The sequence below is a fragment of the Micromonospora sp. NPDC005413 genome (assembly GCF_040606435.1).
In the GTDB taxonomy this organism is placed as follows: Bacteria; Actinomycetota; Actinomycetes; order Mycobacteriales; family Micromonosporaceae; genus Micromonospora.
This window is the reverse complement of sequence record NZ_JBEXEV010000007.1, coordinates 30,785-54,780: the sequence shown is the minus strand read 5'-3', so window position 1 is coordinate 54,780 and position 23,996 is coordinate 30,785. Positions and strand designations below refer to the sequence as shown.

The 23,996-nt window shown below is 73.0% G+C and carries 18 protein-coding genes; 14 read left to right on the top strand and 4 right to left on the bottom strand.

What is annotated here, in order from left to right:
• The first annotated feature begins 43 nt into the window (after positions 1 to 43).
• Together ABZS37_RS11390 and ABZS37_RS11385 are read left to right on the top strand one after the other, a co-directional pair.
• Positions 44 to 916 carry a PspA/IM30 family protein gene (locus tag ABZS37_RS11390; RefSeq protein ID WP_355167911.1) on the top strand — a complete coding sequence of 291 codons (873 nt, stop codon included), beginning with the start codon at positions 44 to 46 and terminating at the stop codon, positions 914 to 916.
• A 23-nt stretch (positions 917 to 939) separates the two neighbouring features.
• Positions 940 to 1,728 (top strand): hypothetical protein, encoded by a 789-nt coding sequence (locus ABZS37_RS11385; protein ID WP_355167909.1) that lies wholly within the window; start codon positions 940 to 942, stop codon positions 1,726 to 1,728.
• 40 nt (positions 1,729 to 1,768) lie between these two features.
• Here the strand turns inward: ABZS37_RS11385 and ABZS37_RS11380 are convergent, their stop codons facing one another.
• The gene (locus ABZS37_RS11380; RefSeq protein WP_355167907.1) at positions 1,769 to 5,374 is read right to left on the bottom strand and encodes a hypothetical protein; all 3,606 of its coding nucleotides are present in this window, start codon (positions 5,372 to 5,374) and stop codon (positions 1,769 to 1,771) included.
• 167 nt (positions 5,375 to 5,541) lie between these two features.
• A complete protein-coding gene (locus tag ABZS37_RS11375) occupies positions 5,542 to 6,351 on the bottom strand; it encodes a DNA-formamidopyrimidine glycosylase family protein (protein WP_355167905.1) in 810 nt (269 codons plus the stop codon).
• Between the two features lie 109 nt (positions 6,352 to 6,460).
• On the opposite strand from ABZS37_RS11375, the gene ABZS37_RS11370 reads away from it, so the two are divergent.
• Positions 6,461 to 7,717: a hypothetical protein gene (locus tag ABZS37_RS11370; protein WP_355167903.1), complete on the top strand. Its 1,257-nt coding sequence runs from the start codon at positions 6,461 to 6,463 to the stop codon at positions 7,715 to 7,717.
• Between the two features lie 26 nt (positions 7,718 to 7,743).
• Here ABZS37_RS11370 and ABZS37_RS11365 read toward each other — a convergent pair whose 3' ends face one another.
• Complete coding sequence (locus tag ABZS37_RS11365; protein ID WP_355167901.1) at positions 7,744 to 7,986, bottom strand: CPCC family cysteine-rich protein; 243 nt, start codon at positions 7,984 to 7,986, stop codon at positions 7,744 to 7,746.
• Between the two features lie 154 nt (positions 7,987 to 8,140).
• Between ABZS37_RS11365 and ABZS37_RS11360 the strand changes: the two genes are divergently transcribed.
• The gene (locus tag ABZS37_RS11360) at positions 8,141 to 8,704 is read left to right on the top strand and encodes a hypothetical protein (protein ID WP_355167899.1); all 564 of its coding nucleotides are present in this window, start codon (positions 8,141 to 8,143) and stop codon (positions 8,702 to 8,704) included.
• A gap of 111 nt (positions 8,705 to 8,815) precedes the next feature.
• On the opposite strand, the gene ABZS37_RS11355 is transcribed toward ABZS37_RS11360, so the two are convergent.
• Positions 8,816 to 13,483 carry a DEAD/DEAH box helicase gene (locus ABZS37_RS11355; protein ID WP_355167897.1) on the bottom strand — a complete coding sequence of 1,556 codons (4,668 nt, stop codon included), beginning with the start codon at positions 13,481 to 13,483 and terminating at the stop codon, positions 8,816 to 8,818.
• A gap of 178 nt (positions 13,484 to 13,661) precedes the next feature.
• On the opposite strand from ABZS37_RS11355, the gene ABZS37_RS11350 reads away from it, so the two are divergent.
• From ABZS37_RS11350 to ABZS37_RS11305, 10 genes are all read left to right on the top strand, one after another.
• Entirely contained in the window at positions 13,662 to 14,048 is a 387-nt protein-coding gene (locus tag ABZS37_RS11350; RefSeq protein WP_355167895.1) for a hypothetical protein, read from the top strand.
• 200 nt (positions 14,049 to 14,248) lie between these two features.
• Positions 14,249 to 17,083: a Na+/H+ antiporter subunit A gene (locus tag ABZS37_RS11345; protein WP_355167893.1), complete on the top strand. Its 2,835-nt coding sequence runs from the start codon at positions 14,249 to 14,251 to the stop codon at positions 17,081 to 17,083.
• 55 nt (positions 17,084 to 17,138) lie between these two features.
• Complete coding sequence (locus ABZS37_RS11340; RefSeq protein ID WP_355167891.1) at positions 17,139 to 17,618, top strand: Na(+)/H(+) antiporter subunit C; 480 nt, start codon at positions 17,139 to 17,141, stop codon at positions 17,616 to 17,618.
• Positions 17,618 to 19,123 (top strand): Na+/H+ antiporter subunit D, encoded by a 1,506-nt coding sequence (locus ABZS37_RS11335; RefSeq protein WP_355167889.1) that lies wholly within the window; start codon positions 17,618 to 17,620, stop codon positions 19,121 to 19,123. Before ABZS37_RS11340 ends, ABZS37_RS11335 begins: the two co-directional genes overlap by 1 nt.
• The gene (locus ABZS37_RS11330; RefSeq protein ID WP_355167887.1) at positions 19,120 to 19,731 is read left to right on the top strand and encodes a Na+/H+ antiporter subunit E; all 612 of its coding nucleotides are present in this window, start codon (positions 19,120 to 19,122) and stop codon (positions 19,729 to 19,731) included. Before ABZS37_RS11335 ends, ABZS37_RS11330 begins: the two co-directional genes overlap by 4 nt.
• The gene (locus ABZS37_RS11325) at positions 19,728 to 19,991 is read left to right on the top strand and encodes a monovalent cation/H+ antiporter complex subunit F (RefSeq protein ID WP_355167885.1); all 264 of its coding nucleotides are present in this window, start codon (positions 19,728 to 19,730) and stop codon (positions 19,989 to 19,991) included. The genes ABZS37_RS11330 and ABZS37_RS11325 overlap by 4 nt, the downstream gene beginning before the upstream one ends.
• A complete protein-coding gene (mnhG, locus tag ABZS37_RS11320; RefSeq protein WP_355167883.1) occupies positions 19,988 to 20,350 on the top strand; it encodes a monovalent cation/H(+) antiporter subunit G in 363 nt (120 codons plus the stop codon). The genes ABZS37_RS11325 and mnhG overlap by 4 nt, the downstream gene beginning before the upstream one ends.
• A gap of 183 nt (positions 20,351 to 20,533) precedes the next feature.
• A complete protein-coding gene (locus ABZS37_RS11315) occupies positions 20,534 to 21,889 on the top strand; it encodes a hemolysin family protein (RefSeq protein WP_355167881.1) in 1,356 nt (451 codons plus the stop codon).
• A complete protein-coding gene (locus ABZS37_RS11310) occupies positions 21,886 to 22,950 on the top strand; it encodes a hemolysin family protein (protein ID WP_355167879.1) in 1,065 nt (354 codons plus the stop codon). The genes ABZS37_RS11315 and ABZS37_RS11310 overlap by 4 nt, the downstream gene beginning before the upstream one ends.
• A 112-nt stretch (positions 22,951 to 23,062) precedes the next feature.
• The gene (locus ABZS37_RS11305; protein ID WP_355167877.1) at positions 23,063 to 23,992 is read left to right on the top strand and encodes a sporulation protein; all 930 of its coding nucleotides are present in this window, start codon (positions 23,063 to 23,065) and stop codon (positions 23,990 to 23,992) included.
• Positions 23,993 to 23,996: the final 4 nt, after the last annotated feature.

Here is a 23,996-nt window from a genome sequence, read left to right as displayed (position 1 = left end):
ACCGGCCGTGGTGGAGCGACGCTACTGAGGGGATACCGCGGAGATGGCGAACCCGTTCGTCAAGGGTTGGAACTACCTGATGGCGCTCTTCGGTGCCAAGATCGACGAGCATGCCGATCCCAAGGTGCAGATCCAGCAGGCCATCGAGGATGCCCAGCGGCAGCACCAGGCGCTGGTCCAGCAGGCTGCCGCCGTGATCGGCAACCAGCGTCAGCTGGAGATGAAGCTGTCCCGGCAGATGTCCGAGGTCGAGCGGTTGCAGGGCAACGCCCGGCAGGCCCTGGTGCTGTCCGACCAGGCCCGGGCCAAGGGTGACGAGGCCGAGGCGACGCGGTTCGAGCAGTCGGCGCAGACCCTGGCCAGTCAGTTGGTCTCCGCAGAGCAGGCCACCGAAGACCTGAAGACCCTGCACGACCAGGCGCTGGGTGCCGCCGCCCAGGCCCGCCGTGCGGTCGAGAACAACTCGATGATCCTCCAGCAGAAGCTCGCCGAGCGCACCAAGCTGCTCAGCCAGCTGGAGCAGGCCAAGATGCAGGAGACGGTGGCCCGCTCGCTGGAGTCGATGTCGTCGCTGACCGCGCCTGCCAACACCCCGTCGCTGGACGAGGTGCGCGACCGCATCGAGCGGCGGTACGCCAACGCGATGGGTCGCGCGGAGCTGGCCGGCAACTCCGCCGAGGGCCGGATGTTGGAGATTCAGAAGGCGACGATCGACTCGGCCGGCTCGGCCCGGCTGGAGCAGATCCGGTCCAGCATGGCTGGGGAGCAGCTCGGCGGCGCGTCGCAGCGGCCGGCCGTGCCGCAGGCTGAGAAGGCTGGCCCGGCCAACGACCCGACGGCCGCTGCCCGGCTGGACGAGCTCCGCGCCAGTATGGCCCGCGAGCGGGGCACCGGCGACCCGACCGCTGCCGGCTGAACGACCGGACCGAGGAGGCCAGGGTGGCAGACGAGCGGACGCTGTACTTCCGCAGGCTGGGTCGGCTTCGCCGGTCCGCCCGACGGTGGAGCGTGCTGGCCGGTGGGCTCGGCGGCGCTGCGGCGGTGCTGACTCCGTACGCCGGCCTCGGTCTGCCCGACGCGGCCTGGGTCGGCGCCGCGGGCAGTGCGGTGGCACTCGCCGCCTGGCGCTGGATCGACCTGCGCGCCCTGGCCACCCGGCCGGCACCCCCTGCGCTTGACCCGGCCGAGGCCGCGGCCCGGTCGCGGGCCCGGTTGATCGCCGCCGTCGAGCGGCTTCCGGTCGGCCCGGGTGTGCTGGCCGAGGTACGCCGGGTCCGCTCCCGCATCGCGCTGCGCGGCACCAGCGCGGGTGAGCAGTGGGCTCGACTGGACCGGGCGGCACTCACCCTGGCTGGGATTGCCCCCCGGCTCACCGGGCTGGCCGAGCCGGCCGTGCTGGAGGCCGCCACCGCCGACCGTTCGCTGCGCGACCTGGCCGCACAGGTGGCCAGCGTCGAACGTGCGGTGCGGCTGGCCCCGGCCGACGCCCGACCGCCGCTGGCCGAGGCGCACGCCGTGCTGACCGCCCAGCTGGAGGGCGGGGTCGCGGCCTACGAACGGCTGGTGGTCGCCGCCGCCAGTTATCTGGCCGAGGACTCCCGACCGGAGACGACCGTCCACCCGGCCGCCGACCGGCTCACCGAGGCGACCGACCTGCTGCACGGGGTTGCCGGGGCCCTGGCCGAGCTGCGCGCCGTCGGCACCCCGTTGCGCGCACCCACCCGCTGAGCGGGCCGGGCCTGACCAACCGCTGACCCGCCCCGGCCGGTCACGGCGGTGTGGTGACCAGGATCGGGCCGGTGTACGGCGAACTACCAACGACGTTGAACGACCGGATCCGGTAGTGGTAGGTCACGCCCCGGGCCAGCCCCGTGTTGGTGAACCCGCGACCGGTCACGGTGAAGGTCGCCACCTCCCGGTCGAACGCCGGGTCCAGCGCCCTCTGCACGATGAACCCGGACCCCGCGCCGGCGGGTGTGCTCGCCGCCCAGGCCAGGATCACCGTCGCGGTGTCCGGCCCCGGTGCGCTGGCGGTGGCGCTCACCACGCTCGGGGTGGCCGGAGCGGGCGGAGAGCTCACGGCGGCGACCGTCGACCAGGCCGAGGCGGCGCCCAGGTAGGTGGTCCGCACGCGGTAGTAGTACGTGGTGTCCGGTGCGACCGTCACGTCCAGGTGACTGGCGCCGACCCCGATCGCCGTGGTGCCCGGGCCGCTGGTGAAGGTCGGGTTGGTGGCCCGCTGCACGTCGATGCCGGTGGCGAACGACCGGTTCGTCCAGCGCAGCGCCACCCGCAGCGGCGCGGCAGGCGGGAGGGCCGCGACCAGGCCGCTCGGCGCGGCCAGGTGCACCGAGGCCGGCACACCGTTCGACCAGGACGAGTAGCTGACAGCGTTCTCCGCCCGGATCCGGTAGTGGTAGGTCACCCCGGGGGTGACGGTCGCGTCGGTGTAGCGGGTGGCGGCGGCCGCGACGGTGATCGTGGTCAGCTCGCCGCCGAAGGTCGCGTCGGTGGCCCGTTGCAGCAGGTGGCTGGTGGCGGGAGGTCGGCCGCCGTTGCCGGTCCAGGCCAGGGCGATCGCGGGTAGCGCGGTGGCCGAGCCGGGCACCGGCGTGGCGGTGAGCCCCGTCGGTGCCTTCGGCGCCACCCGTAGCACCAGCGGCCGGGTCATCCCGCCGTCGCGGTGGCCGGCGAGCTGGCTGTGCCAGCGATACTCCCAGCCCAGGTTGACCAGTTGGTTGACCACCGCGGCGGGTCGCCCGTCCGCCGGACTGACCGGGGTCGACCCGGTCCGGGCCCCGGCCGGGCGAACCGGGTCGAGCAGCCGGACACTGTCGCCCAGCTTGAACGGCAGCACCGGGGCGACCGGGCGCAGCGCCACCACCACGTCCTCCCGGGGGTTGACCCGGACGATCTCCTTCCAGCCCAACTCGGTGCCGTGCGGGGGCCGCAGCGTGCCGTCCCAGCCGACCCGGTTGACCAGCTGTACGTCGCAGCCGCCGAAGTGCAGCGGCTCGGTCTGCCGGACGTTGCCACTGATCCGCCAGAGCTGCGTGCCATCGGTCGGCGTGCCCACCGGCACGGCGGGGTCGGCGGCGAAGAGCACCTCGGTGACCGGGTCGGTCGGGCCGAGCGGCAGGGTCGTCGGGCTGAGCGGCCCGGCGTGCGGGTGCCCGACGCCGAGGCGGCCGGCCAGCCGGCCATGGTCGGGCTCGAAGACCTGCTGTGCGGCCTTGACCGCGATCGGCAGGGTCACCGGGCCGGCCCCGGCCGTCGGCGTGAACGTCACCGTGGTGGCGTACACCGGCACCGTCGTCTCCGACGGTGTCCGGGTGCCGAACGCCGGGTCGTACGCCGGCTGCGGCACGATCGGCGGGCGTTGGCTGGCCGCGTACGCCAGGGGCAGCCTTTGGCACAGCCGGGTCAGGTCGTACGGCGGCGCCGGCGCCCCGGTGACCCGGAACTGGAGCAGGGTGCGGGTGTTCGGGCCGTACCCCGGCTCGGTGGGGGGCGGGCCGCCTTCAGGGGTCCGGTCGGGGGCGTCGGTGTACTGGTCGTAGCGCGGGTCGAAGCCGGGCTGCGGGGCCGGTGCGTCGTTGTACAGGATCAGCGTGCTGTCCGGCGGCACGGCGGAGAAGTCGACCAGCACGTCGGCCCGCTCGCCCGGGGCGAGCAGCAGGGTGTGCCCGTCGACGTTCAGCACGGTCGGGTCGAGCCGGTCGTAGCGGTAGCCGATCGGCCGGCTCGGCAGCACCACCGGGGCGGGCAGCAGCCCTGCCTCGTTGCCGATCTGGATGAACGCCGGCCCGGCGGCGCGCGGATCCGGCACCCCGCCGGCGCGCCCGTCGGTCGGCCAGCTCGCCGGCCGGTCCGCCGCCGGCACGGCGGGCACCATCGGCACCTCGCCCGCCTCGGCGTCGGCGAGACCGCCGTCGTCGGTCCACATCGGTCCGTCGGAGCAGGCGCGATAGAGCTGGAGGTTGAGGCTGCGGTCCAGGCAGGCGTTGAGGATCCGGAACCGGTACGCGCGCGGCCGCACCTCCAGGTACGGGTAGGCGACGCCGTTGACGAGCGGGGTGTCGCCGTACGCCTCGGGGACCGCGGACGGGTGTGGCACGCCGGGGCTCAGCGGCGGCTCGTCCGGCGCGTCGACCGGGTCGTGGTGCGGGTTCGGCACCCAGCCGTCGGTGCCGGTGCCGTCCGGGATCGTGGTGTGTGACCAGGGGCCGTAGTCCCACCGGCCGGTGGGGTTACGTCCGCCGGACCGGTACGGGTTCTGCCGCGACTGGTAGACGTGTGGGTGCCACAGGCTGCCCCGGGCGCCCCAGCGCTCGCGGTCCCACGTCGGGTCCTCGCCGGCCAGTTGGGTGTCGTCCGGCACGAACGTCTTGTCCTCGATGACCAGCGGCAGCTGGTCGGCCGGCAGCACCTCGTCGGCGGCGAGCTGCTCCTCGGCCGGGTCGGTCAGCAGGTAGAGCGCGAGCTGTCCGCCGTAGACGGTGAGCCGGGCCAGGCCGAGGGTGTTGTCGTGGAACCACATGAGCCGGCCGCTCTGCTCGTTCGGGTAGTACAGAGTGGTGGCGCCGGCGCCGGGCGGCGGCATGTCCGGCACGTGGGTCACGCCCACCCCGGTCGGGTACGGAGTGATCTCCCCGGCCGGGGTGATCCACTGCCCCGGGTTGCCCGCGCTGGTCCAGCCGGTCTGTGCCCCGGCAAGGTGCAGCACCGCCCGGTTCTGCGGGTACGGCGCCGGCCCGTCCAGTGGGCCGAGACCGGCCCCTTCGATCGTGTCGTCGACGGGCAGGAACAACTCGCCGGCCCGGCCGGTCGGGAGCTGGTTGATGAACTTCACCCGGACCGGTCGGCCCCGACGGGCGAGGATCATCGGACCGAGGTGCCAGGGCCGCTCCGGGGGCGCCACCGTGTTGTGACCCGCCGCGTCGGTGCCCAGGTTGAGCTGCCGGTAGCCGCGCAGCCGGGTGGCCGGCAGGTCCCGGTGCAGGCGCTGCGCGTACTCCTGCAGGCCGATCTCGTAGTAGTCGCAGCCCGGATAGCTGATCGTGTCCGGTGCCGCCACCGGTAGGTGGCCGCCGAGGGTGGTGCGGCCCCGCTGACCCGGGGTGGGCAGCGGGTCGACGAACTTGCGCAGCCCGGTCCCGGGCACCACCCGTCCGTCGGGGTCCCGCGTTGGGCGAGGGCTGTGTGCGAAGTTCGGCACCGGGCCGAAGCAGCGGGGGACCACGGCCGGGTCCAGGCTCGGCGCCGGTGCGGTCTCCTCAGCGGTACGCGCGGCCGGCACCAACACCGTCCGGCCGTTGGTGTCGCGGGTGGTCCGCTCGAAGAAGGTGGAGCGGAGCCTGCGGAACATCGCCATGACTCTCCCCGGGGTCGGGGCACGAGGTTCGCCACCCCGGCGTGGCGGACCTCGGCACTCTGCTGACGATCGGTGAGCACTCAACCGCAGCATGCGACTCCGACGGCCGGATAGGGAATTACCCAATCGTCCGTTTCTGGGATGACCTCGGCCCACGGGCGTCCTGGTCAGCCGGGTGGAGGCTTGTCCGGGTGCTCGGGCTGGCAGACCGGGCACCAGTAGGTGACCCGCTCGCCCAGCTCCTCCTTGCGGATCGCGGTGCCGCAGCGGCGGCAGGGCTGGGCGCGGCGACCGTAGACGTAGCTGGTCTGCCCCCGGTGGAGCGAGCCGGTGCTGCTCTGCGTCCACCGACCGCGGTTGGCGGCGAGCAGCCGCTGTGCGAGGGTCACCATGCCGGGCAGGTCGGGCACCGCGCCGACCGGCGTCCATGGCGACACACCGCGCAGGAACAGCACCTCGCACTTGTAGAGGTTGCCCACCCCGGCCAGGTTGCGCTGGTCGAGCAGCGCCTCGCCGATGGTCTGCTCCGGGTGGTCGGCGAGCCGACGGACCGCCTCGGCCGGGGCCCAGTCCGGGCCGAGCAGATCGGGACCGAGGTGGCCGACCAGTCGGTCCTCCTCGGCGGTCGGCACCAGGGCAATCTCGTGCAGGTGGTAGCCGACCGCGACAGCGGCGGGGCTGCGCAGCACCACCCGGATCAGGTGCGCGGGCCGGCCGCTCCAGCGTTCACCCGGGGCGTACGCCCGCCAGGCGCCGTCCATCCGTAGGTGCGAGTGCAGGGTCCAGTGCGCCTCGTTCGGGGCGTTGAGACGCAGCAGCAGGTGCTTGCCCCGGCTGGCCGACTCGCGGACGGTCCAACCGGTGAGATCCGTGGTCGCCAGCTGCGGCACCCGGAAGTCACTGTCGGTGATCCGGGCGCCGGCCAGCGCGCGGTGCAGCACGCGCGCGGTGTTCCAGACGGTGTCGCCTTCGGGCACCTTGCCATCCTCCCTCTTTTGAGCAGGATTCGCATGTGTCGCTATTTGTACATAGGTTCCTCATGATCTACCGACATGCGAGGGTCAGGGGGATCTGAGGAGATTGCCCATGAAGCGACCTCGTTGTCGTACCCGATTCGCCGTCCTCATCGCCACCCTCCCCCTCGTCCTCACCGCCGCGCTCGTGCCCGCGATCGGCGGAATCCCTGACACTCCCGCCGCCGGCAGCCCGCTCACCCTCACCGCTGCCGCCCCCAGCGCCGAACGGTGGAACGCCGATCTCACCGTCGTCGACCGCGACGACGTCAACGTCCGACGCACGGCCGCCGGGCTACGGCTGCGTGAGGCCCGTCGCAGCGCTCGCAGCCCGCACAGCGCGGTCGCCGAGGGGATGCTGCTGACCACACCCCGCACCCTCGCCCGGCCGGCCACCCGGGTCCGCGCCGAGATCAGCGCCTCGGTCCCCGCTGGGGCAACCGTGGAGGCGCAGGTCCGCGGCTGGCGGGCCGCCGGCTGGACGGAGTGGCGGGCGGCCACCGCCGACGCCGTCTTCGACCGGCCGGTCACCCGCGTGCAGACCAGGGTGGTGCTGACCGCGCCCAAGGGCGGCGTCACCGCGACGGTACGCGGCGTGCGGCTCACCGCCGACGCGACCGCCGCCGTCTCCGCCGCCACGCCCGGCCGCACCTACCGGGTGTACGCCACACGCATCGGGCTGGTCGGCGAGGTGACCGCCAACGGTCGTACCGTGCAACCCCGCGACCACTTCGCGGCGCTACCGTCGCGGCGCGGCCTCTCCCCACTCAACACCGGCGACTACACCGTGCGGGTCTGTACGACCAGTGGCTCCCGCTGCGAGTACGCCCCGGTCTGGGATGTCGGGCCGTGGAACACCCGTGACGACTACTGGAACCCCTCATCGGTACGGGAGAACTGGAAGAACCTGCCGCAGGGTCGGCCCGAGGCGCAGGCCGCGTACCAGTCTGGCTACAACGGCGGGCGGGACCAGTTCGGGCGGACCGTGCTCAACCCGGCCGGCATCGACCTGGCCGACGGCACCTTCTGGGACGGTCTGCGGCTGACCACCAACGCCTGGGTCGACGTCGCCTACCTGTGGACCGGAGACGGGCCGCGCGGCGTTGTCGGTGACGGGCCGCTCAACATCCGTACCGGGGCCAGCATGTCGTCCTCGATCCGTGGCCTCGCCGCGCACCTGGCCCATGTGCCGATCCAGTGCTACGTGACCGGCCAGTCGGTGGCCGGGCCGTACCGCACCACCACCCGCTGGAACCGCCTGGCCACCGGGCAGTACGTCAGCCACGCGTACATCTCCAGCGTGTACGGCGGCAGTGTGCCGGTCTGCTGAACGACGCTCGACCCGTCGGGCGTCGGTCAGGGGCGCTCGTCGGGGCGGGCCGGGCGCACCATGTCCTGGTAGCGCGGGTGGCTGGCACCGTAGACGGCGTAGTTGAGTCGGGCGTGCGAGAGGCTCAGGTCGCCGTTGGGGCCGCCCCGGACGGCGTCGGCGTCGGCGTCGGTCTGGCCGTCGTCGGTCCAGAAACAGACCGGGCAGGTCCCCCCGCCGGTACGGGACGTGCAGCAGGGACAACCCACAGGAACCACATGTTCACCCACCGGCGAAGCATTCCACAGTCGAATATCAGTCGGATACCCGCAGGAGGTCCCCCGGGGGCCCGGCAGGAGGTCGACCAGCGGATGGCGGATACGTGACAGCGCAGTGGCCGACCGGCCCCTCCCGCCGCCGGATGCCGTTGGGCAGAATGCCCTGGTGACAATTCGGAGCCTGCCCGCCGTCGGGGCCCTGCTGATCGTCGTCGCCCTCACCGCCGCTTGTGGCAGTGACGACGACGGCCAAGCGAACGCGGCCCCATCCGCCTCGTCGGAGTCGGCCACCACCGGTCTCCCGAGCACGCCGACGCCCGAGGCTCCGCCAGCCGCGAGCGGTGCGGCTCCGCCCTCCGGCGCCCAGGGGCAGACAGAGCGGCGCCCGGCCAGCCCGCCGCCGGTGGTGCTGCCCAAGCGTCCGACCGGTGCGCCCGGGGCGAAACAGGTCGTTGCCGCGTTCAAGGCTGCCGGTCTGAAGGTGCCGCGGCCGAAGGATCGTTCGGTCGACTGCGGCCCGGACGGGCTCGGCCTGGGCTGTTCCGAGTTGATCGCCACCGACGCTGTCACGGTGTACGTGTTCCCGGACGAGACCAGCGCCAGTGACATCGCGGAGACCTGGGGTGGCCAGTCGTACCGGCGCGGCGCGGTGGTGCTCAACTATCTGGAGGCGAAGACGCCGGCCGCCGACCGCCCTCGCTACGAGAAGGCGCTCGACAACCTCCGCTGAGCGCCGAGCCGGGGCGCTCCGGGGCATGTCTGTCTGTTGAGCGGTATGACTGTGAGTCATACGTATGACTCACAGGCATACCGCTCACACCAGCCCCGATGCGGGGGCGAGTCAGCCGCGTAGGCGCAGGCCCCGTGGGGTGGCCCGGAATCCGGCAGCGGTCAGCGCGTCGCGCAGGGGCGAGGAGTGCACCGCCTCGCCGTCGGCCCGCTCCACCGACATCGCACCCAACGCCCCAGAGTGGACCGCGTCGGCGAGCGCCTTACCGGCCGCGGCGAGAGCGTCGGTGTCGTCGGTGAAGGAGAGCAGCGTCCGGCCGCCACGTTCCACGTAGAGGACGAGGTCGCCGCCGACCTGCACCACCAGCGCACCCGCCTTGCGGCCGGCCCGGTGCCCGGTCGCCGGGGCGGCCCCGTCCCCGGAGTCGACCACCCGGTCCGGCCAGGGCAGCGCCGCGCCGTACGGGTTGGCCGGGTCGGTGGCGGCGAGCACGGTCGCCGGCGTGCCCCGGCCCCGGGCACCGTCGGTCGGCTCGGCGAGCGCGCGCAGCCGATCCACCGCACCGGGCACCGCGAACTGCGCGGCGCCCAGCCCTTCGACGAAGTAGCCCCGGCGGGCGGCGCCGCGCTCCTCCAATGCCGACAGCACCGGGTAGACCGCCGAGAAGCCGCCGACCACCTGCTCGGCCATCACCGCGCCGCGGGTGACCACCCCGTGCCGCTCCAGCAGCACGTCGGCGAGGGCAGCGGCACGCCGGGTCGGGTCGACGTCCCGCTCGGGCAGGCGCGACCAGCGGCCGGCGACGGTCGGCGGGCCACCCCGGGTGGGCAGCGCCACCCGGCCGGGCCGCCGGTAACGGGTGCGCGGCGCGGACGGTCGCGAGCGGTGCGCACCGCCGGCGCCGAGCACCGCGCGCAGCGGGGCGAGGGTGTCGTTGGTGAGGTGCCCGGCCCAGACCAGGTCCCAGATCACTCCGGTCAGCGCGGCGTCGTCGGTCGCGCCGACCCGGTCGGCCAGGGGCCGGAAGAACAGCGCCTGCCCGTCGCCGAGCGCGTCGAGCACCGCCTCGTGCAGCGGGGTGCGGGTCAACGCCTCGTCGGGGGGCGGGAGCAGCAGCGGTGCGGCGTCCGCGTACGCCAGGGTGACCCAGCCGTCGCCGCCGGAGATCGCGCCCGACCCCGCCCAGAGCACCTCCCCGCTGGCGCACAGCTCGTCGAGCTGGGCGGGGGAGTAGTCAGCGACCCGCCCGGGCAGCACCAACCGCTCCAGGGCGGACGCCGGCACCGCCGCGCCCTGCAACTGCTCCACCGTCGCGGCCAGCGCCTCCACACCTCGGGCGGACGAGCCGATCTGCTGCCAGCGGGGCAGGAACGTGGCCAGCGCCCGGGGCGGCACCGGCTCGATCTCCCGGCGCAGTGCCGCGAGCGAGCGGCGGCGCAGCATCCGCAGCACCTCGGCGTCGCACCACTGGGCGCCGGCCGAATCCGCTGTGAACTCCCCGGAGACCACCCGCCCGGTGGCGCCGAGCCGGCGCAGGGTCTGCTCGACGACGAACACACCGAGCCCGAAGCGGGCCGCGCAGCTGGCAGCGGCGAACGGCCCGTGGGTGCGGGCGTAGCGGGCCACCAGGTCACCGAGCGGGTCGGCCACCGGGGCGAGGTACGCCTCGGCCACTCCGACCGGCAACGCCACGCCGAGAGCGTCGCGCAGCCGGGCGGCGTCCTCGACGCCCACCCAGCGCTGCTCGCCGGCGATCCGGACCCGCAGCACCCGGCGGGTGGCCTCCAACTCGGTCAGCCAGGTCTCCGGCACACCCCGCTCGGTCAACTCGGCGTCGCTCAGGTCACCGAGCACCCGCAGCAGCTCGACCACGTCCTCGGCGTCGCGGGGGCGGCGCTGGTCGGTCAGCCAGCGCAGCTGCCGGTCGGTTTCGACGAGCACCGCCGGGTCGAGCAACTCGCGCAGGTCGACCCGACCGAGCAGCTCGCCGAGGAGTGTGGAATCCAGGGCGAGCGCGGCGGCGCGCCGCTCGGCCAGTGGGGCGTCGCCCTCGTAGAGGAACGCGCCGACGTAACCGAAGAGCAGCGACCGGGCGAACGGGGACGGCGCGCTGGTCTCCACCTCGACCAGCCGCACCTTCCGGGTGGCGAGGTCGCGCATCAGCCCGGCCAGCGCCGGCTGGTCGAAGACGTCCTGGAGGCACTCCCGGGCGGCTTCCAGGGTGACCGGGAAGTCCGCGTACTCGCGGGCGACGTCGAGCAGTTGCGCGGCGCGTTGCCGTTGCTGCCAGAGCGGCTGGCGGCGGCGTGGGTCGCGGCGGGGCAGCAGCAGCGACCGCGCGGCGCACTCCCGGAAGCGGGCAGCGAAGAGGGCGGAGGTGCCCACCGACTCCTCCACCAGCTGGGTGATCTCGTCGGGTTCGAAAACGACCACGTCCGCGCCGGGTGGCTCGTCGGCGGTGTCCGGAAGTCGCACCACGATGCCGTCGTCGGAGGGCATCACCTGGGCGTCCACCCCGTACCGCTCGGCCAGCCGGCGACCCACCGCGAGGGCCCACGGCCCGTTGACCCGGGCACCGAGGACACTGTGCACGGCGAGCCGCCAGTCGCCCAGCTCGTCGCGGAACCGCTCGACCACGATCGTGCGGTCGTCGGGCAGCGAGCGGGTGGCCTCCCGCTGCTCGCGCAGGTAGGCCATCAGGTTGCCGGCGGCCCAGTCGTCCAGCCCACCGTCCCGCAGCGCGGCCAGCGCTGCCTCATCGCTCTGCCGCAGCAGGGTGCGCACCCGGGCGCCGATGGCCCGACCCAGCTCCACCGGCCGACCCAGCTGGTCGCCCTTCCAGAACGGCATGCGCGCGGCCTGCCCGGGGGCGGGCGAGACCAGCACCCGGTCGGGGGTGATCTCCTCGATGCGCCAGGAGGAGGAGCCGAGCAGGAAGACGTCGCCGATCCGGGACTCGTAGACCATCTCCTCATCCAGCTCGCCGACCCGGGCGGCCCGTTCGGCACCGGCCAGGAAGACCCCGAACAGGCCCCGGTCGGGGATGGTGCCGCCGCTGGTCACCGCGAGTCGCTGTGCACCGGGACGGCCGGTGAGCAGGTCGGTGGCCCGATCCCACACCAGTCGGGGGCGCAACTCGGCGAAGGCGGTGGACGGGTAGCGGCCGGAGAGCATGTCGAGCACGGCATGCAGCGCGGAGTCGGGCAGCTCGGCGAAGGGCGCGGCCCGGCGGACCAGCACGGCCAGGTCGCCGAGCGGCCACGGCTCCAGCGCCACCATCGCGACGATCTGCTGTGCCAGCACGTCCAGTGGATTGCGCGGGTAGTGCAGCTCCTCGATCGCGCCGTCGATCATCCGCTCGGCGACCACCGCGCAGGAGAGCAGATCACCGCGGTGCTTGGGAAAGACGACACCGCGGGAGACGGCGCCCACCTGGTGCCCGGCCCGGCCGACCCGTTGCAGCCCGGCGGCCACGCTCGGCGGCGCCTCGATCTGCACCACCAGGTCGACCGCGCCCATGTCGATGCCCAGCTCCAGGCTGGAGGTGGCCACCACCGCCGGGAGCTGGCCGGATTTGAGCGCCTCCTCGATGTGCTTGCGCTCCTCCCGGGAGACGCTGCCGTGGTGGGCGCGGGCGATCACGGGTGCGGCACCGGTGGCCGCGCCGGACTGGGCCATCACCTCGGCCGGTGGCCGGTTGCGCACCGGACCGGCGGGGCCACCCCACCGCTGCGCGCCGGACGCCGGACCGCCGTCACCCGCCGGGTCGTCGCCCGTCGACAACCCCACGGGTACGCCAAGCGCGCCCTCGCCCGACGCGGAGGCCACCTCTTCGGCGGCCAGCTCGTTGAGCCGGGCGCAGAGGCGCTCGGCGCTGCGGCGGGAGTTGGTGAAGACGATGGTCGAGCGGTGCTGCCCGATCAGCGTGAAGACGCGCTCCTCCACGGCCGGCCAGATCGAGGCGCGGCGTGGCCCGGGGCCGCCGAGGTCGTCCTCCGGTGGCTGCTCCTGCTCGTCCAGGCGGGTCATGTCCTCCACCGGGACCTGCACGCTGACCTCGATGGTCTTCGAGGTGGCCGGCTGCACCACGTCGACCGGGCGCGCGCCGCCGAGGAACCGCGCGCAGGCGTCGATCGGCCGGACGGTGGCGGAGAGGCCGATGCGCTGCGCCGGGGCGGGCAGCAGCTCGTCGAGGCGTTCGAGGGAGAGGGCGAGGTGGGCACCGCGTTTGCTGCCTGCCACCGCGTGCACCTCGTCGACGATCACCGTCTGGATGCCGCGCAGCGAATCGCGGGCCGCGGACGTGAGCAGCAAGAACAGCGACTCGGGCGTGGTGATGAGGATGTCCGGTGGGGTGCGGGCGAAGGCTCGGCGCTCGTCGGCCGGTGTGTCGCCGGTGCGCATGCCGACGGTGATGTCGGGGGGTGCGACGCCAAGCCGGGTGGCCGCCTGCCGGATGCCGGCCAGCGGGGCGCGCAGGTTGCGCTCCACGTCGACGGCGAGGGCCTTGAGTGGGCTGACGTAGAGCACCCGGCACCGCTGTCGGGCCTCGGCCGGTGCGGGTTCGCGGGCCAGCCGGTCCAGTGACCAGAGGAAGGCCGCGAGAGTCTTGCCGGAACCGGTGGGCGCCACGACGAGGGCGTTGCGGCCGGCGGCGACCGACCGCCAGGCGCCGGCCTGTGCGGCGGTGGGCGCGGCGAAGGCGGCGTCGAACCAGGCACGGGTGGCCGGGCCGAACCCGGCGAGCGCCGCGCCGGTGTCTGCGTCTGCGCCGGTCACCGGTCCATCGTGCCCCGCTGGTACGACAACCACGAACGACCCACGGTGGAATGTGTCCGACTGCAAGTCATAAGCACCTGATGCGCGCTTAATACGTTAAGTCTCACTTAACTGCTTGCTTGTGAGGAACAACATAAAGTAACTTCACTCGCAACGCGAACCGGGGTGGAGGGATTCGATGGCCGGCGAGCAGCGCAAGGTCGAACCGGGCACCGATGTGCTGATTCGCAAGGTCGACAGCCACCTCGCCACGCTCCGCGGCGGGTTGCACGGCCCCGAGCTCGAGCTTGCCGAACGCCTCGCCCGCTGCCTGCGGGAGCTGGTCGTCTGCACCGCGCAGGCCAGCGCCGCCGATCGCGGCCAGGTCCGCGTTGCCGTCCACTACTTCGTGCTGCGCCGGGAGAGCCGCGGCCGGCTGCTCTCGATGCGGTCGCTGGCCGCCGCGGAGCGGGTGGTCGACCGGGTCGCGCGCCAGCTCGGCCGCCTCGACCTGCTGGCCGAACTGCACCGCGACCGCCCCGCGCCCGACGACGCACTACCTGTCGGCGACGCCCTGCTGCGCTGATCGCGGCGGTGCTCCACGCGGCCTGCCGCACCGTGCCCGTCAGGCCCCGCTGTCGGGGAGTTCAGCGGCCACGGGCACGGACACCGACCCCAATTGCGGGCGAATTCCGGCAAAACCGCCCGGCGGGCGACGAACTGGCGTCTGATCGCTGCTAGGCGCCACCGCTGCATGGGCGTCGGTCAGCTCGATCGGGGGCGCGGGTGCTCGTTCTGCTCATCCTCCACCTCGTGGCGGCCCTCGCTGCGCCCCTGCTGGTCCGATGGTGGGGTCCACGCGCGTTCTACCCGCTGGCGTTGGCGCCCGCCGCCGCGTTCTGCTGGGCGGTGGCCCACACCCCGGCCGTCGACGACGGCGGGGCGGTGGTCGAGACGTACCCGTGGATCAAGCAGTTGGGCCTCGACATCGCGTTACGGCTCACCACGCTGTCCTGGCTGATGACCCTGCTGATCGGCGGCATCGGCGCGCTGGTGCTCATCTACTGCGCCCGGTACTTCGCCCCCGGCTCGACTGGGCTGGCGCAGTTCGCCGGGGTCCTGGTCGCCTTCGCCGGCGCGATGCTCGTCCTGGTCTTCGCCGACGATCTGCTGCTGCTCTACGTCGGCTGGGAACTGACCACGATCTTCTCGTACCTGCTGATCGGGCACAGCACCGAACGTCGTTCCAGCCGGTGGGCGGCGGCGCAGGCGCTGACCGTCACCACGCTGGGCGGCCTCGCCATGCTGGTCGGGTTCATCATGCTGGGCACGCACGCCGGCACCTACCGCTGGTCCGAGATCGCCGCACAGCCCCTGCCCGGCGGCGGGTACCTGGTGGCCGCCGTGCTGCTGATCCTGGCCGGCGCGCTGTCCAAGTCGGCGGTGCTGCCGTTCAGCTCCTGGCTGCCGGCCGCGATGGCGGCACCCACACCGGTCAGCGCGTACCTGCACGCCGCCGCCATGGTCAAGGCCGGCGTCTATCTGATCGGGCTGCTCGCGCCGGTGCTCGCCACGGTCGGCCCGTGGCGGCCGGTGGTGCAGGTCGGCGGCGTGGCCACCATGCTCCTCGGCGGGTGGACCGCGCTGCGGCAGACCGACCTGAAGCTGTTGCTGGCGTACGGGACGATCAGTCAGCTCGGCCTGCTGGTCGCGGTGATCGGATCGGGCACCCCGGACGCTGCCCTGGCCGGCACCGCGATGCTGCTGGCGCACGCCCTGTTCAAGGCGGCGCTGTTCCTGGTCGTCGGCATCATCGATCACGGTGCCGGCACCCGCGACCTGCGCGAGCTGTCCGGGCTGCGGCACTGGTCCCGGCCGCTGTTCGTGGTCGCGGTGCTGGCGGCGGCGTCGATGGCCGGTGTGCCGCCGTTGGTCGGCTTCGTGTCCAAGGAGGCGGTGTTCGGGGCGTTCACCGACCAGCCGGCGCTCCTCACCGGTCTGGTCGCCGGGACGGTGCTCACCGTGGCGTACAGCGCCCGCTTCCTCTGGGGCGCGTTCGCCGACCGGCCGGGCGTGGAACCGGTCGAGTCGGGCCCGATCGCCGCGTCGCTGCTGGTCCCGCCGGCCGTGCTGACCAGCGTCAGCCTGCTCGCCGGCCCGGCCGCCAGCGTGCTGGACGGCGCGCTGCGCCCGTACGCCGATCTGCTCGGCGGGGTCGACGTACACCTGGCGCTCTGGTCCGGACCGACCCCGGCGCTCGGCCTGTCCGTGTTGGCGCTCGTCGGCGGCGGCCTGCTCTTCGCCGCGCGCGGGCCGCTCGTCCCGGTGCTGGCCCGGCTCCGCTCGCCGGTCGGCGGCAACCAGGGGTACGAGTGGGTCGTGGGCCGGTTCGACTGGCTGGCCATCGAGGTCACCGGAGCGACTCAGCGCGGCTCCCTACCGCAGTATCTGGGCATCATCCTGGTCACCCTGGTCCTGGTGCCTGGCGGGGCGATGCTCTCCGCCAGTCCATGGCGGGCTCGGATCCCGCTCTGGGACAGCCTGCTGCAACCGGTGGTCGTGCTGGTGATCGCGGTGGCCGCGGTGCTGGCGGTCGGTGCCCGCCGCAGGCTGACCGCGATGCTGCTGGTGGGGATGACCGGTTACGGCACCGCGATGCTCTTCGTCCTGTATGGAGCGCCCGACCTGGCGCTCACCCAGTTCCTGGTGGAGACCGCGACGATCGCGGTCTTCGTGCTGGTGCTGCGTCGCTTGCCGGAGCGGTTCTCGGCCCGGCCGCTGCGGCGTACCCGGTGGGTCCGTCGGGCGATCGGAGTGGCGGTGGGCGTCGTGGCGGCTGGCCTGGCCCTCGTGGCTGCCGGTGCCCGACGGGCACCGGACGTCTCCGCGGCCTTCCCGGACCTGTCGGTGATCAATGGGTACGGCCGCAACGTGGTCAACGTGACCCTGGTCGACATCCGGGCCTGGGACACCATGGGTGAGCTGTCGGTGCTGGTGGTGGCCGCGACCGGGGTGGCCAGCCTGATCTTCGAGCGGTCCCGCACCGGGCCGCGACCGCGTCGGCCGGAGGCGGACCGGCGGGTGAACAGACCCGGCCGGCCGGTGTGGCTGCGGGGCGGTCCCACCCTGTACGAGGAGCGCCGCTCGATCGTGCTGGAGGTGGTCATCCGGCTGATCTTCCACACCGTCGTGCTGTTCTCCCTGTTCCTGCTCTTCTCGGGACACAACGCACCGGGAGGCGGCTTCGCCGGCGGTCTGGTGGCGGGTCTCGCCCTGGTGGTCCGCTACCTGGCCGGTGGCCGGTACGAGCTGACCGAGGCGGCCCCGGTCGGCGCCGGGTTGATCCTCGGTGCCGGGCTGGCGGTGTCGGTGGGCAGCGGCCTGGCGGGGCTGCTGGTCGGTGGAACGGTGCTGGAGAGCGCCAAGGTCGACCGGACCCTGCCACTGGTCGGCGACGCCCACCTGGTCACGTCGCTCTTCTTCGACATCGGCGTGTACCTGGTCGTGGTCGGGCTGGTGCTGGACATCCTGCGCAGCCTCGGGGCCGAGGTGGACCGGCACATCGAGGCCACCGGGGCGGCAACGGGCGGGTTGGCCGTCGACAAGGGGGATCGGCCGTGAGCGTGAGGAGTGAGCCGGGTTTGCGAGCCACGGAGTCGCGAACAGAGGTATCGCAGTGACGGCTAGTGGCGCGGGACCGACGTTTGTGTTGGTGGTGGCCGTCGCGGTGCTGGTCAGTTGCGGGGTGATCCTGCTGCTGGAGCGCAGTCTGACCCGGATCCTGCTCGGTGTGATCCTGCTCGGCAACGGGGTCAACCTGTTGATCCTGTTGGGCGGTCGGCCCGGTGGGGCGCCGATCGTGGGCACGGGTCCGGTGGAGGGGATGAGCGACCCGTTGCCGCAGGCGATGGTGTTGACCGCCATCGTGATCACCTTCGGGTTGACCGCGTTCCTGCTCGCCGTGGCCTACCGGAGCTGGTATCTCACCGGCGACGACGAGGTGCCCGACGACCTGGAGGACCAGCAGATCATCCGTCGGGCCGCGCGCAACGAGGTGGGCGCCGCCGACCTCGGTGGGGAGGGCCCGGACGACGATCCGGAGCAGGTCGATCCCGAGCCCGCCCGCCGCCGGCTTCGACGCGGGGACGAGGCGTGATGCACGCGCTCGTGCCGCTGCCGGTGGTGGTGCCGCTGCTCGGGGCGGCGCTGACCCTGCTGCTGGCCGGGCAACCCCGGATCCAGCGCGCGGTCAGCGTGCTCTGTCTGAGTGGCACCCTCGTCGTGGCGGTGCTGCTGCTGGTGCAGGCGTACCGGCATGGCCCGGTGGTGGTGGCGGTTGGCGGCTGGCCAGCGCCGGTCGGCATCGTGCTGGTCGCCGATCAACTCGCCGCGCTGATGCTGGTGGTCTCCTCGGCGGTGACCCTCTGCGTGTTGCTGTACTCGATTGGCCAGGGTCGCAGCGAGACGAGCGAGACCACGCCGGTGGTCATCTTCCACCCGACGTACCTGGTGCTCACCGCTGGTGTCACCAACGCGTTCCTCGCCGGCGATCTGTTCAACCTGTTCGTGGGCTTCGAGATCCTGTTGGCGGCGAGCTTCGTGCTGATCACGCTGGGGGGCACCGAGACCCGGATCCGGACCGGGTCCACGTACGTGGTGGTCAGCATCCTCTCCTCGATGATCTTCCTGACGGCGGTGGGTCTGGTGTACGCGGCCACCGGCACGCTCAACCTGGCCCAGCTCGCCCAGCGACTCGACGACCTGCCTGCCAGCGTGCGACTGGCCCTGGAGTTGATGTTGCTGCTGGCCTTCGGGATCAAGGCGGCGGTCTTCCCGCTGTCGGCCTGGCTGCCGGACAGCTACCCCACCGCGCCGGCCCCGGTCACCGCCGTCTTCGCGGGTCTGCTCACCAAGGTGGGCGTCTACGCGATCATCCGCACCGAGACGTTGCTGTTTCCCGGTGGGCATGCCGACGGGCTGCTCATGGTCGTCGCGGGGCTGACCATGGTGATCGGCATCCTTGGCGCGGTGGCCCAGTCCGATCTGAAGCGGCTCTTCTCGTTCACCCTGGTCAGCCACATCGGCTACATGATTTTCGGGGTGGCGTTGAGCACCGTCGCCGGGCTCTCCGGCGCGATCTTCTACGTGGTGCACCACATCACCATCCAGACCACGTTGTTCCTGGTCGCGGGGCTGGTCGAGGAGCGGGCCGGCAGCACCGACCTGCGCCGCATCGGCGGGCTGGCCCGGGTGGCGCCGCTGCTCGGTGTGCTGTTCTTCGTCCCGGCCATGAACCTCGCCGGGGTGCCGCCGTTCTCCGGTTTCCTCGGCAAGCTCGGCCTGCTCCAGGCCGGGGTGGCGGTTGGCGGGCCGCTGCCCGGGGTGCTGGTCGCGGCCGGCACGCTGACCAGCCTGCTCACCCTCTACGTGGCGTCCCGGGTGTGGAACATCGCCTTCTGGCGGGCGCCCCGACTGGCCACCAGCGATCAGGCCGTTCCGCTGCCGAGGCTGATGGTCGGGGCCACCGTGGCCCTGGTCGCCTTCGGGCTGGCGCTGACCGTGCTGGCCGGTCCGCTCTTCGACGTCACCGCCGACGCGGCGACCGACCTGCGTCTGCGCACCCCTTACGTACGTGCCGTGCTGCCGGGCGGCGTACCGTGACCGGCCCGCCCGAGACGACCCGCGGCGCCGCCGGACCGACCCCGTCGGGGCGCGGCCGGCTCGCGCGCCGGCGGGACCAGGCGGTGGCGTTCGGGTGGCTGGTGGTGGTCTGGAACCTGCTCTGGGGCGAGATCAACTGGGCCAACCTGATCGGCGGCCTGCTGGTGGGCGGCGCGGTGCTGGTTTTCTTTCCGCTGCCGGCGGTCAGCTTCGGCGGCCGGCTGCGGCTCCGGGCGCTGGTGGTGTTCGCGGGCCGGTTCGTCGCCGAGTTGGTCAGCGCGAGCCTGCACGTCGCCCGGATCGCCGTGCAGCCCGGGTACCGGCCACGCGGGGCGATCATCGGGGTCCAGTTGCGGGTGAGCACCGACCTGAACCTGGCGCTCACCGCCGAGGCGGTCTCGTTGGTGCCCGGCACGCTGATCCTCGAGGTGGACCGGGAATCCGGAACGCTCTACCTGCACGTGCTGGACACCCACGGGCCGGCGGACCTGGAGGCGGCCCGGAAACGCACCCTCGCCGTCGAACGGCGGATCGTCCGTGCGGTGGGCTCCACCGCCGAACTGCGCCGCGTCGGGACCGACGCTTCCGAGAAGGGAACCCGCCCGTGACCACGTTCCTGGCCGTCGTCCTCACCGTTCTGCTGTCGGTGACCGCGCTCCTCGCGCTGACCCGCCTCTACCGGGGTCCGTCGCTGGTGGACCGGGTGATCGCCGCGGACATGCTGCTCGCCACCATGGTCGGCGCGGTGGGCGCCGAGGCGGCGGTCACCCGGCACGCCACCACCCTGCCCGTGCTGGTGGTGCTCTCCCTGCTCGGCTTCGTGGGCTCGGTGTCGCTGGTTCGCTTCGCCGTCCGGGAGCAGCAGTGATCGCGACGGTCGCGGACTGGCTCGGTGCCGTCTGCCTGGTGGCCGGCGCGCTGCTCGGCCTGGCCGCCGGGATCGGTGTGCTGCGCTTCCCGGACGCGCTGTCGAGGATGCACGCGGCCACCAAGCCGCAGGTGCTCGGGGTGCTGTTGTTGCTGTTGGGCATCGCGTTGCGGCTGCGGTCTCCGGCGGATCTGGGCATGATCCTGCTGGTGGCGGTCTTCCAGTTGGCCACCGCGCCGGTCGCGGCGCAGATGATCGGGCGGGCCGCGTACCGGTCGGGCCGGCTCGACCGGGGCCTGCTCGACGCCGATGAGCTGGCCGAACGCGGATCGGGTGGCGGGTCGGCGGGGTCGGCGTGACCACCTGGGCGCGGCGGGTGAACCGGACGATCGGGTTCCTTCGGCCCACCCCCAGCGGAGTCCCAGCCAACGCCGATAAAATAGCGACATGATCGACTCGTCTGCCCAGGAGGGCAGCAGTAGCCAGCCGGGTTGTGCCCGGCATCTTCCCGACCCGACGACCCCGGGAGCCCTGAGCGACCCGTGTTGATCGTCGTTGGTCTCCTTCTGATTATCGTTCTCACCGCCGCCACCGGTTACTTCGTGGCGCAGGAGTTCGGCTACGTCGCCGTGGATCGGGGCAAGCTGCGCCAGCTCGCCGATGACGGCGACCCAGCGGCCGCCCGCGCCCTGACCGTCACCAGTCGGCTCTCCTTCATGCTCTCCGGTGCACAACTCGGCATCACCGTCACCGCACTCTTGGTCGGTTACGTCGCCGAGCCGTTCCTCGGCGGCGGCCTCGCCGAGCTGCTCGGCGTGGCCGGCGTCAGCCAGGCGATCAGCCTGCCGCTGTCGGTGGCGTTGGCCCTGGTCATCGCCACCGTGGTGCAGATGGTCCTCGGTGAGCTGGCCCCGAAGAACCTGGCCATCGCGCGTGCCGAGTCGCTGGCCCGGGCGCTGAGCCGCTCCACCCTGATCTACCTGGCTGTCGCCGGGCCGCTGATCCGGCTCTTCGACCGGGCTTCGGTACGCCTGCTCCGCCGGATCGGCATCGAGCCGATCGAGGAACTGCCCAGTGGCGCCACCCCGGCGGACCTGGAACAGATCATCGCCGAGTCCCGAGAGGAGGGCAGCCTGGACGCTGAGATGTCCACGCTGCTCGACCGAGGGCTGGATTTCCGTGAGCTGACCGCTGGCGAGGCCATGGTGCCCCGGGTCGACGTGCACACCGTACGTGCGCACGAGCCGGTCAGCCGGGTGGTCGAGCTGCTGGACACCGGCCACTCCCGCTTCCCGGTGCGCGGCGCGGACGGCGTCGACGACCTGATCGGCGTTGTTGGCATCGCCGACGTGCTCGGCGTACCGCCGGGGGAGCGGGCGACCACCCCGGTGAGCGCGGTGGCGGGGCCGCCGCTGCTCGTACCGGAGACGTTGCCCCTGCCCACGGTGCTCGACCGGCTGCGGTCCGGGCACCGGCAGATGGCCTGCGTGGTCGACGAGTACGGGGGTTTCGCCGGCGTGATCACGCTGGAGGACATCGCCGAGGAGCTGGTCGGCCCGATCCGGGACGAGGACGACCCACCAGATCGGGCGCCGGCCCGGCAGGACGACGGGTCCTGGGTGGTGCCGGCCCGCTGGCGGATCGACGAGGTCGCCGACAGCACCGGCATCGCGCTGCCCGAGGCTCCGGAGTACGACACTCTCTCCGGATTGGTGATGCGGGAGCTGGGCCGGGTGCCGGAGGTCGGTGACCGGCTGGAGATCAGCCTGCTGCCCGAGGGCGCAGACGTCGAGGACAACGACGCGGAGCCCCGGGCGCTGGTCGAGGTGCTGGCCGTGGACCGGCACGTGGCCGACTCGGTGCGGCTGCAGCTGACCAAACCGGGGGTGACCGCATGAGCCCCGGAATCGCACTGTTCGTCTCGGTGGTCCTGCTGGCGCTGAACGGGTTCTTCGTGGCCGCCGAGTTCGCCCTGGTGGCCAGCAAGCGGTACCGCCTGGAGCAGGCGGCCGCCAACGGCGGTCGGGCGGCGCGGGCGGCGCTGGACGGCGTCCGCGAGTTGTCGCTGATGTTGGCCGGCGCGCAGCTCGGCATCACGCTGTGCACCCTGGGTCTCGGCGCGTTGGCCGAGCCAGCGATCGAGCACCTGCTCAGCCCATTGCTGCACGCGGTGGGCCTGCCGGACGCGGCCAGTCACGTGGTCGCCCTGGTCTTCGCCCTCGGGGTGGTCACCTTCCTGCACCTGGTGGTGGGGGAGATGGCGCCGAAGTCGTGGGCGATCACCGACGCGGAGCGCTCGGCGACGCTGCTCGCGTTGCCGTTCCGCGCCTTCGCCCGGGTGTCCCGGCCGGTGCTCTCCGCGCTCAACGCCCTGGCCAACGCGATCCTGCGGCTGTTCGGGGTCAACCAGCAGGATCAGCTCGCCCAGGTGCACGGCCCGGACGAGCTGAGGATCCTGCTGGAGCAGTCCCGTGAGCACGGGCTGCTCGGTGCCGAGCAGCACCAGTTGCTGACCAGCATGCTGGAGTTGCAGGGCACGTCGGTGGCGCAGGTGATGGAACCGTTCGCCACCATGGTCACCGTCCGTCGGGACGAACCGGCCGAGCGGATCGAGGAGGTCAGCCGGTACAGCGGTCGGTCCCGGCTCGCGGTGCTGGACGAGGCGGGTGACGTCTGCGGTCTGGTGCACGTCCGGGAGGCGGTGCGGGTGGTCACCACTGGCCGCGTCGCCACCGCCGGGGAGCTGATGACTCCCGCGTTCACCCTGCCCGCCACGTCCTCGGTCACCGAGGCGGTGGCACTGATGCGGGCCCGGCAGTCGCAGCTCGCGTTGGTGCGCAACGGCGGTGGTCCGGCTCGACCGATCGGTTTCGTGGCCCTGGAGGACCTCCTGGAGGAGGTCATCGGGGAGTTCGACGACGAAACCGACACGGTGCCGCGCGGGCGGCGGTTGCGATGAACCGGAGGGGTGGTCCCTCTTCACGGAAGTCGAGGTGACCACCCGCGAGGTCCGCCAGAGTTGAGGTGTGGCCTCGTTGGGGGGCCGGGCGTGGCCTGTGGTGGGGGGCGCGGTGCGGCTGACGGGCGTGTCCCGGGACTCCGGCTGGACCGGGCTGTCCGTGCAGACCACTCTCCCCAACCCCAGCACCCGGCCGGGCCTGCGCCTGCCGGGGCGGGTGACCCTCGCGGCCGGGCCGGAGGACGTGCTGGTTCGGCACATCCGGCTCGGCCTGGTCACCACGGTCGAGCCGGATGACCCGGGCGCTCCCCGGCGTCTCATGCAGTTCCACCAGTTGCCGATCGCCGGCCGGTTCGTCGTACCGGCCGGCCGGCGACGGGCGGTCGACTTCGCGTTGCCGCTGCCGTGGGAGACCCCGGTGACCATCTTCGGCGGGGTGCCGCTGCTGAGTTTGCGGATGGGTCTGCGTACCGAGGTGTCCGTCGACCCGGATCTGGACCAGGGGGCCATGGTGCCGGTCTTCGTGCACCCGATCCCCACCCAGCAGCACGTGTTGGCGGCGCTGGACACGCTGGGTTTCATGATCCGCCAGGCCGGGTTGCAGGAGGGTGGGCTGCCCGGGGTGGAGCACACCCTGCCGTTGCACCAGCGCTGGGGTTACTGGGTGGGGCCGCTCTACGCCGGCCCGATCACCGAGCTGGAGGTGATCTTCGTGACGAACTCGGCGGGCCTGGAGGCGATCCTCTGGATGGATCGCCGGCTGGCGTTGGCCGGGATCACCCACCAGAGCATCAGCCGGTTCCGGATCTGGCACGCGGACGCCGACCGGCGGGACTGGGTCGCCACCGTGGACGGCTGGATACGCCAGGCGATCAACCGGCACGCCGCGGCGGCCGCGCACGCCGACTGGTCTGCGCAGGTCGGGGGGTCCGCACACGTCAGCCGCCACCCCGACGAGCCGATCCGGCCCGGCTACGGCCTCGGCGGCACCGCTGGCGGAGCCGGCGTCGGTGGCGGCGGCTCCGGCGGTGACGGGACCTGACCCC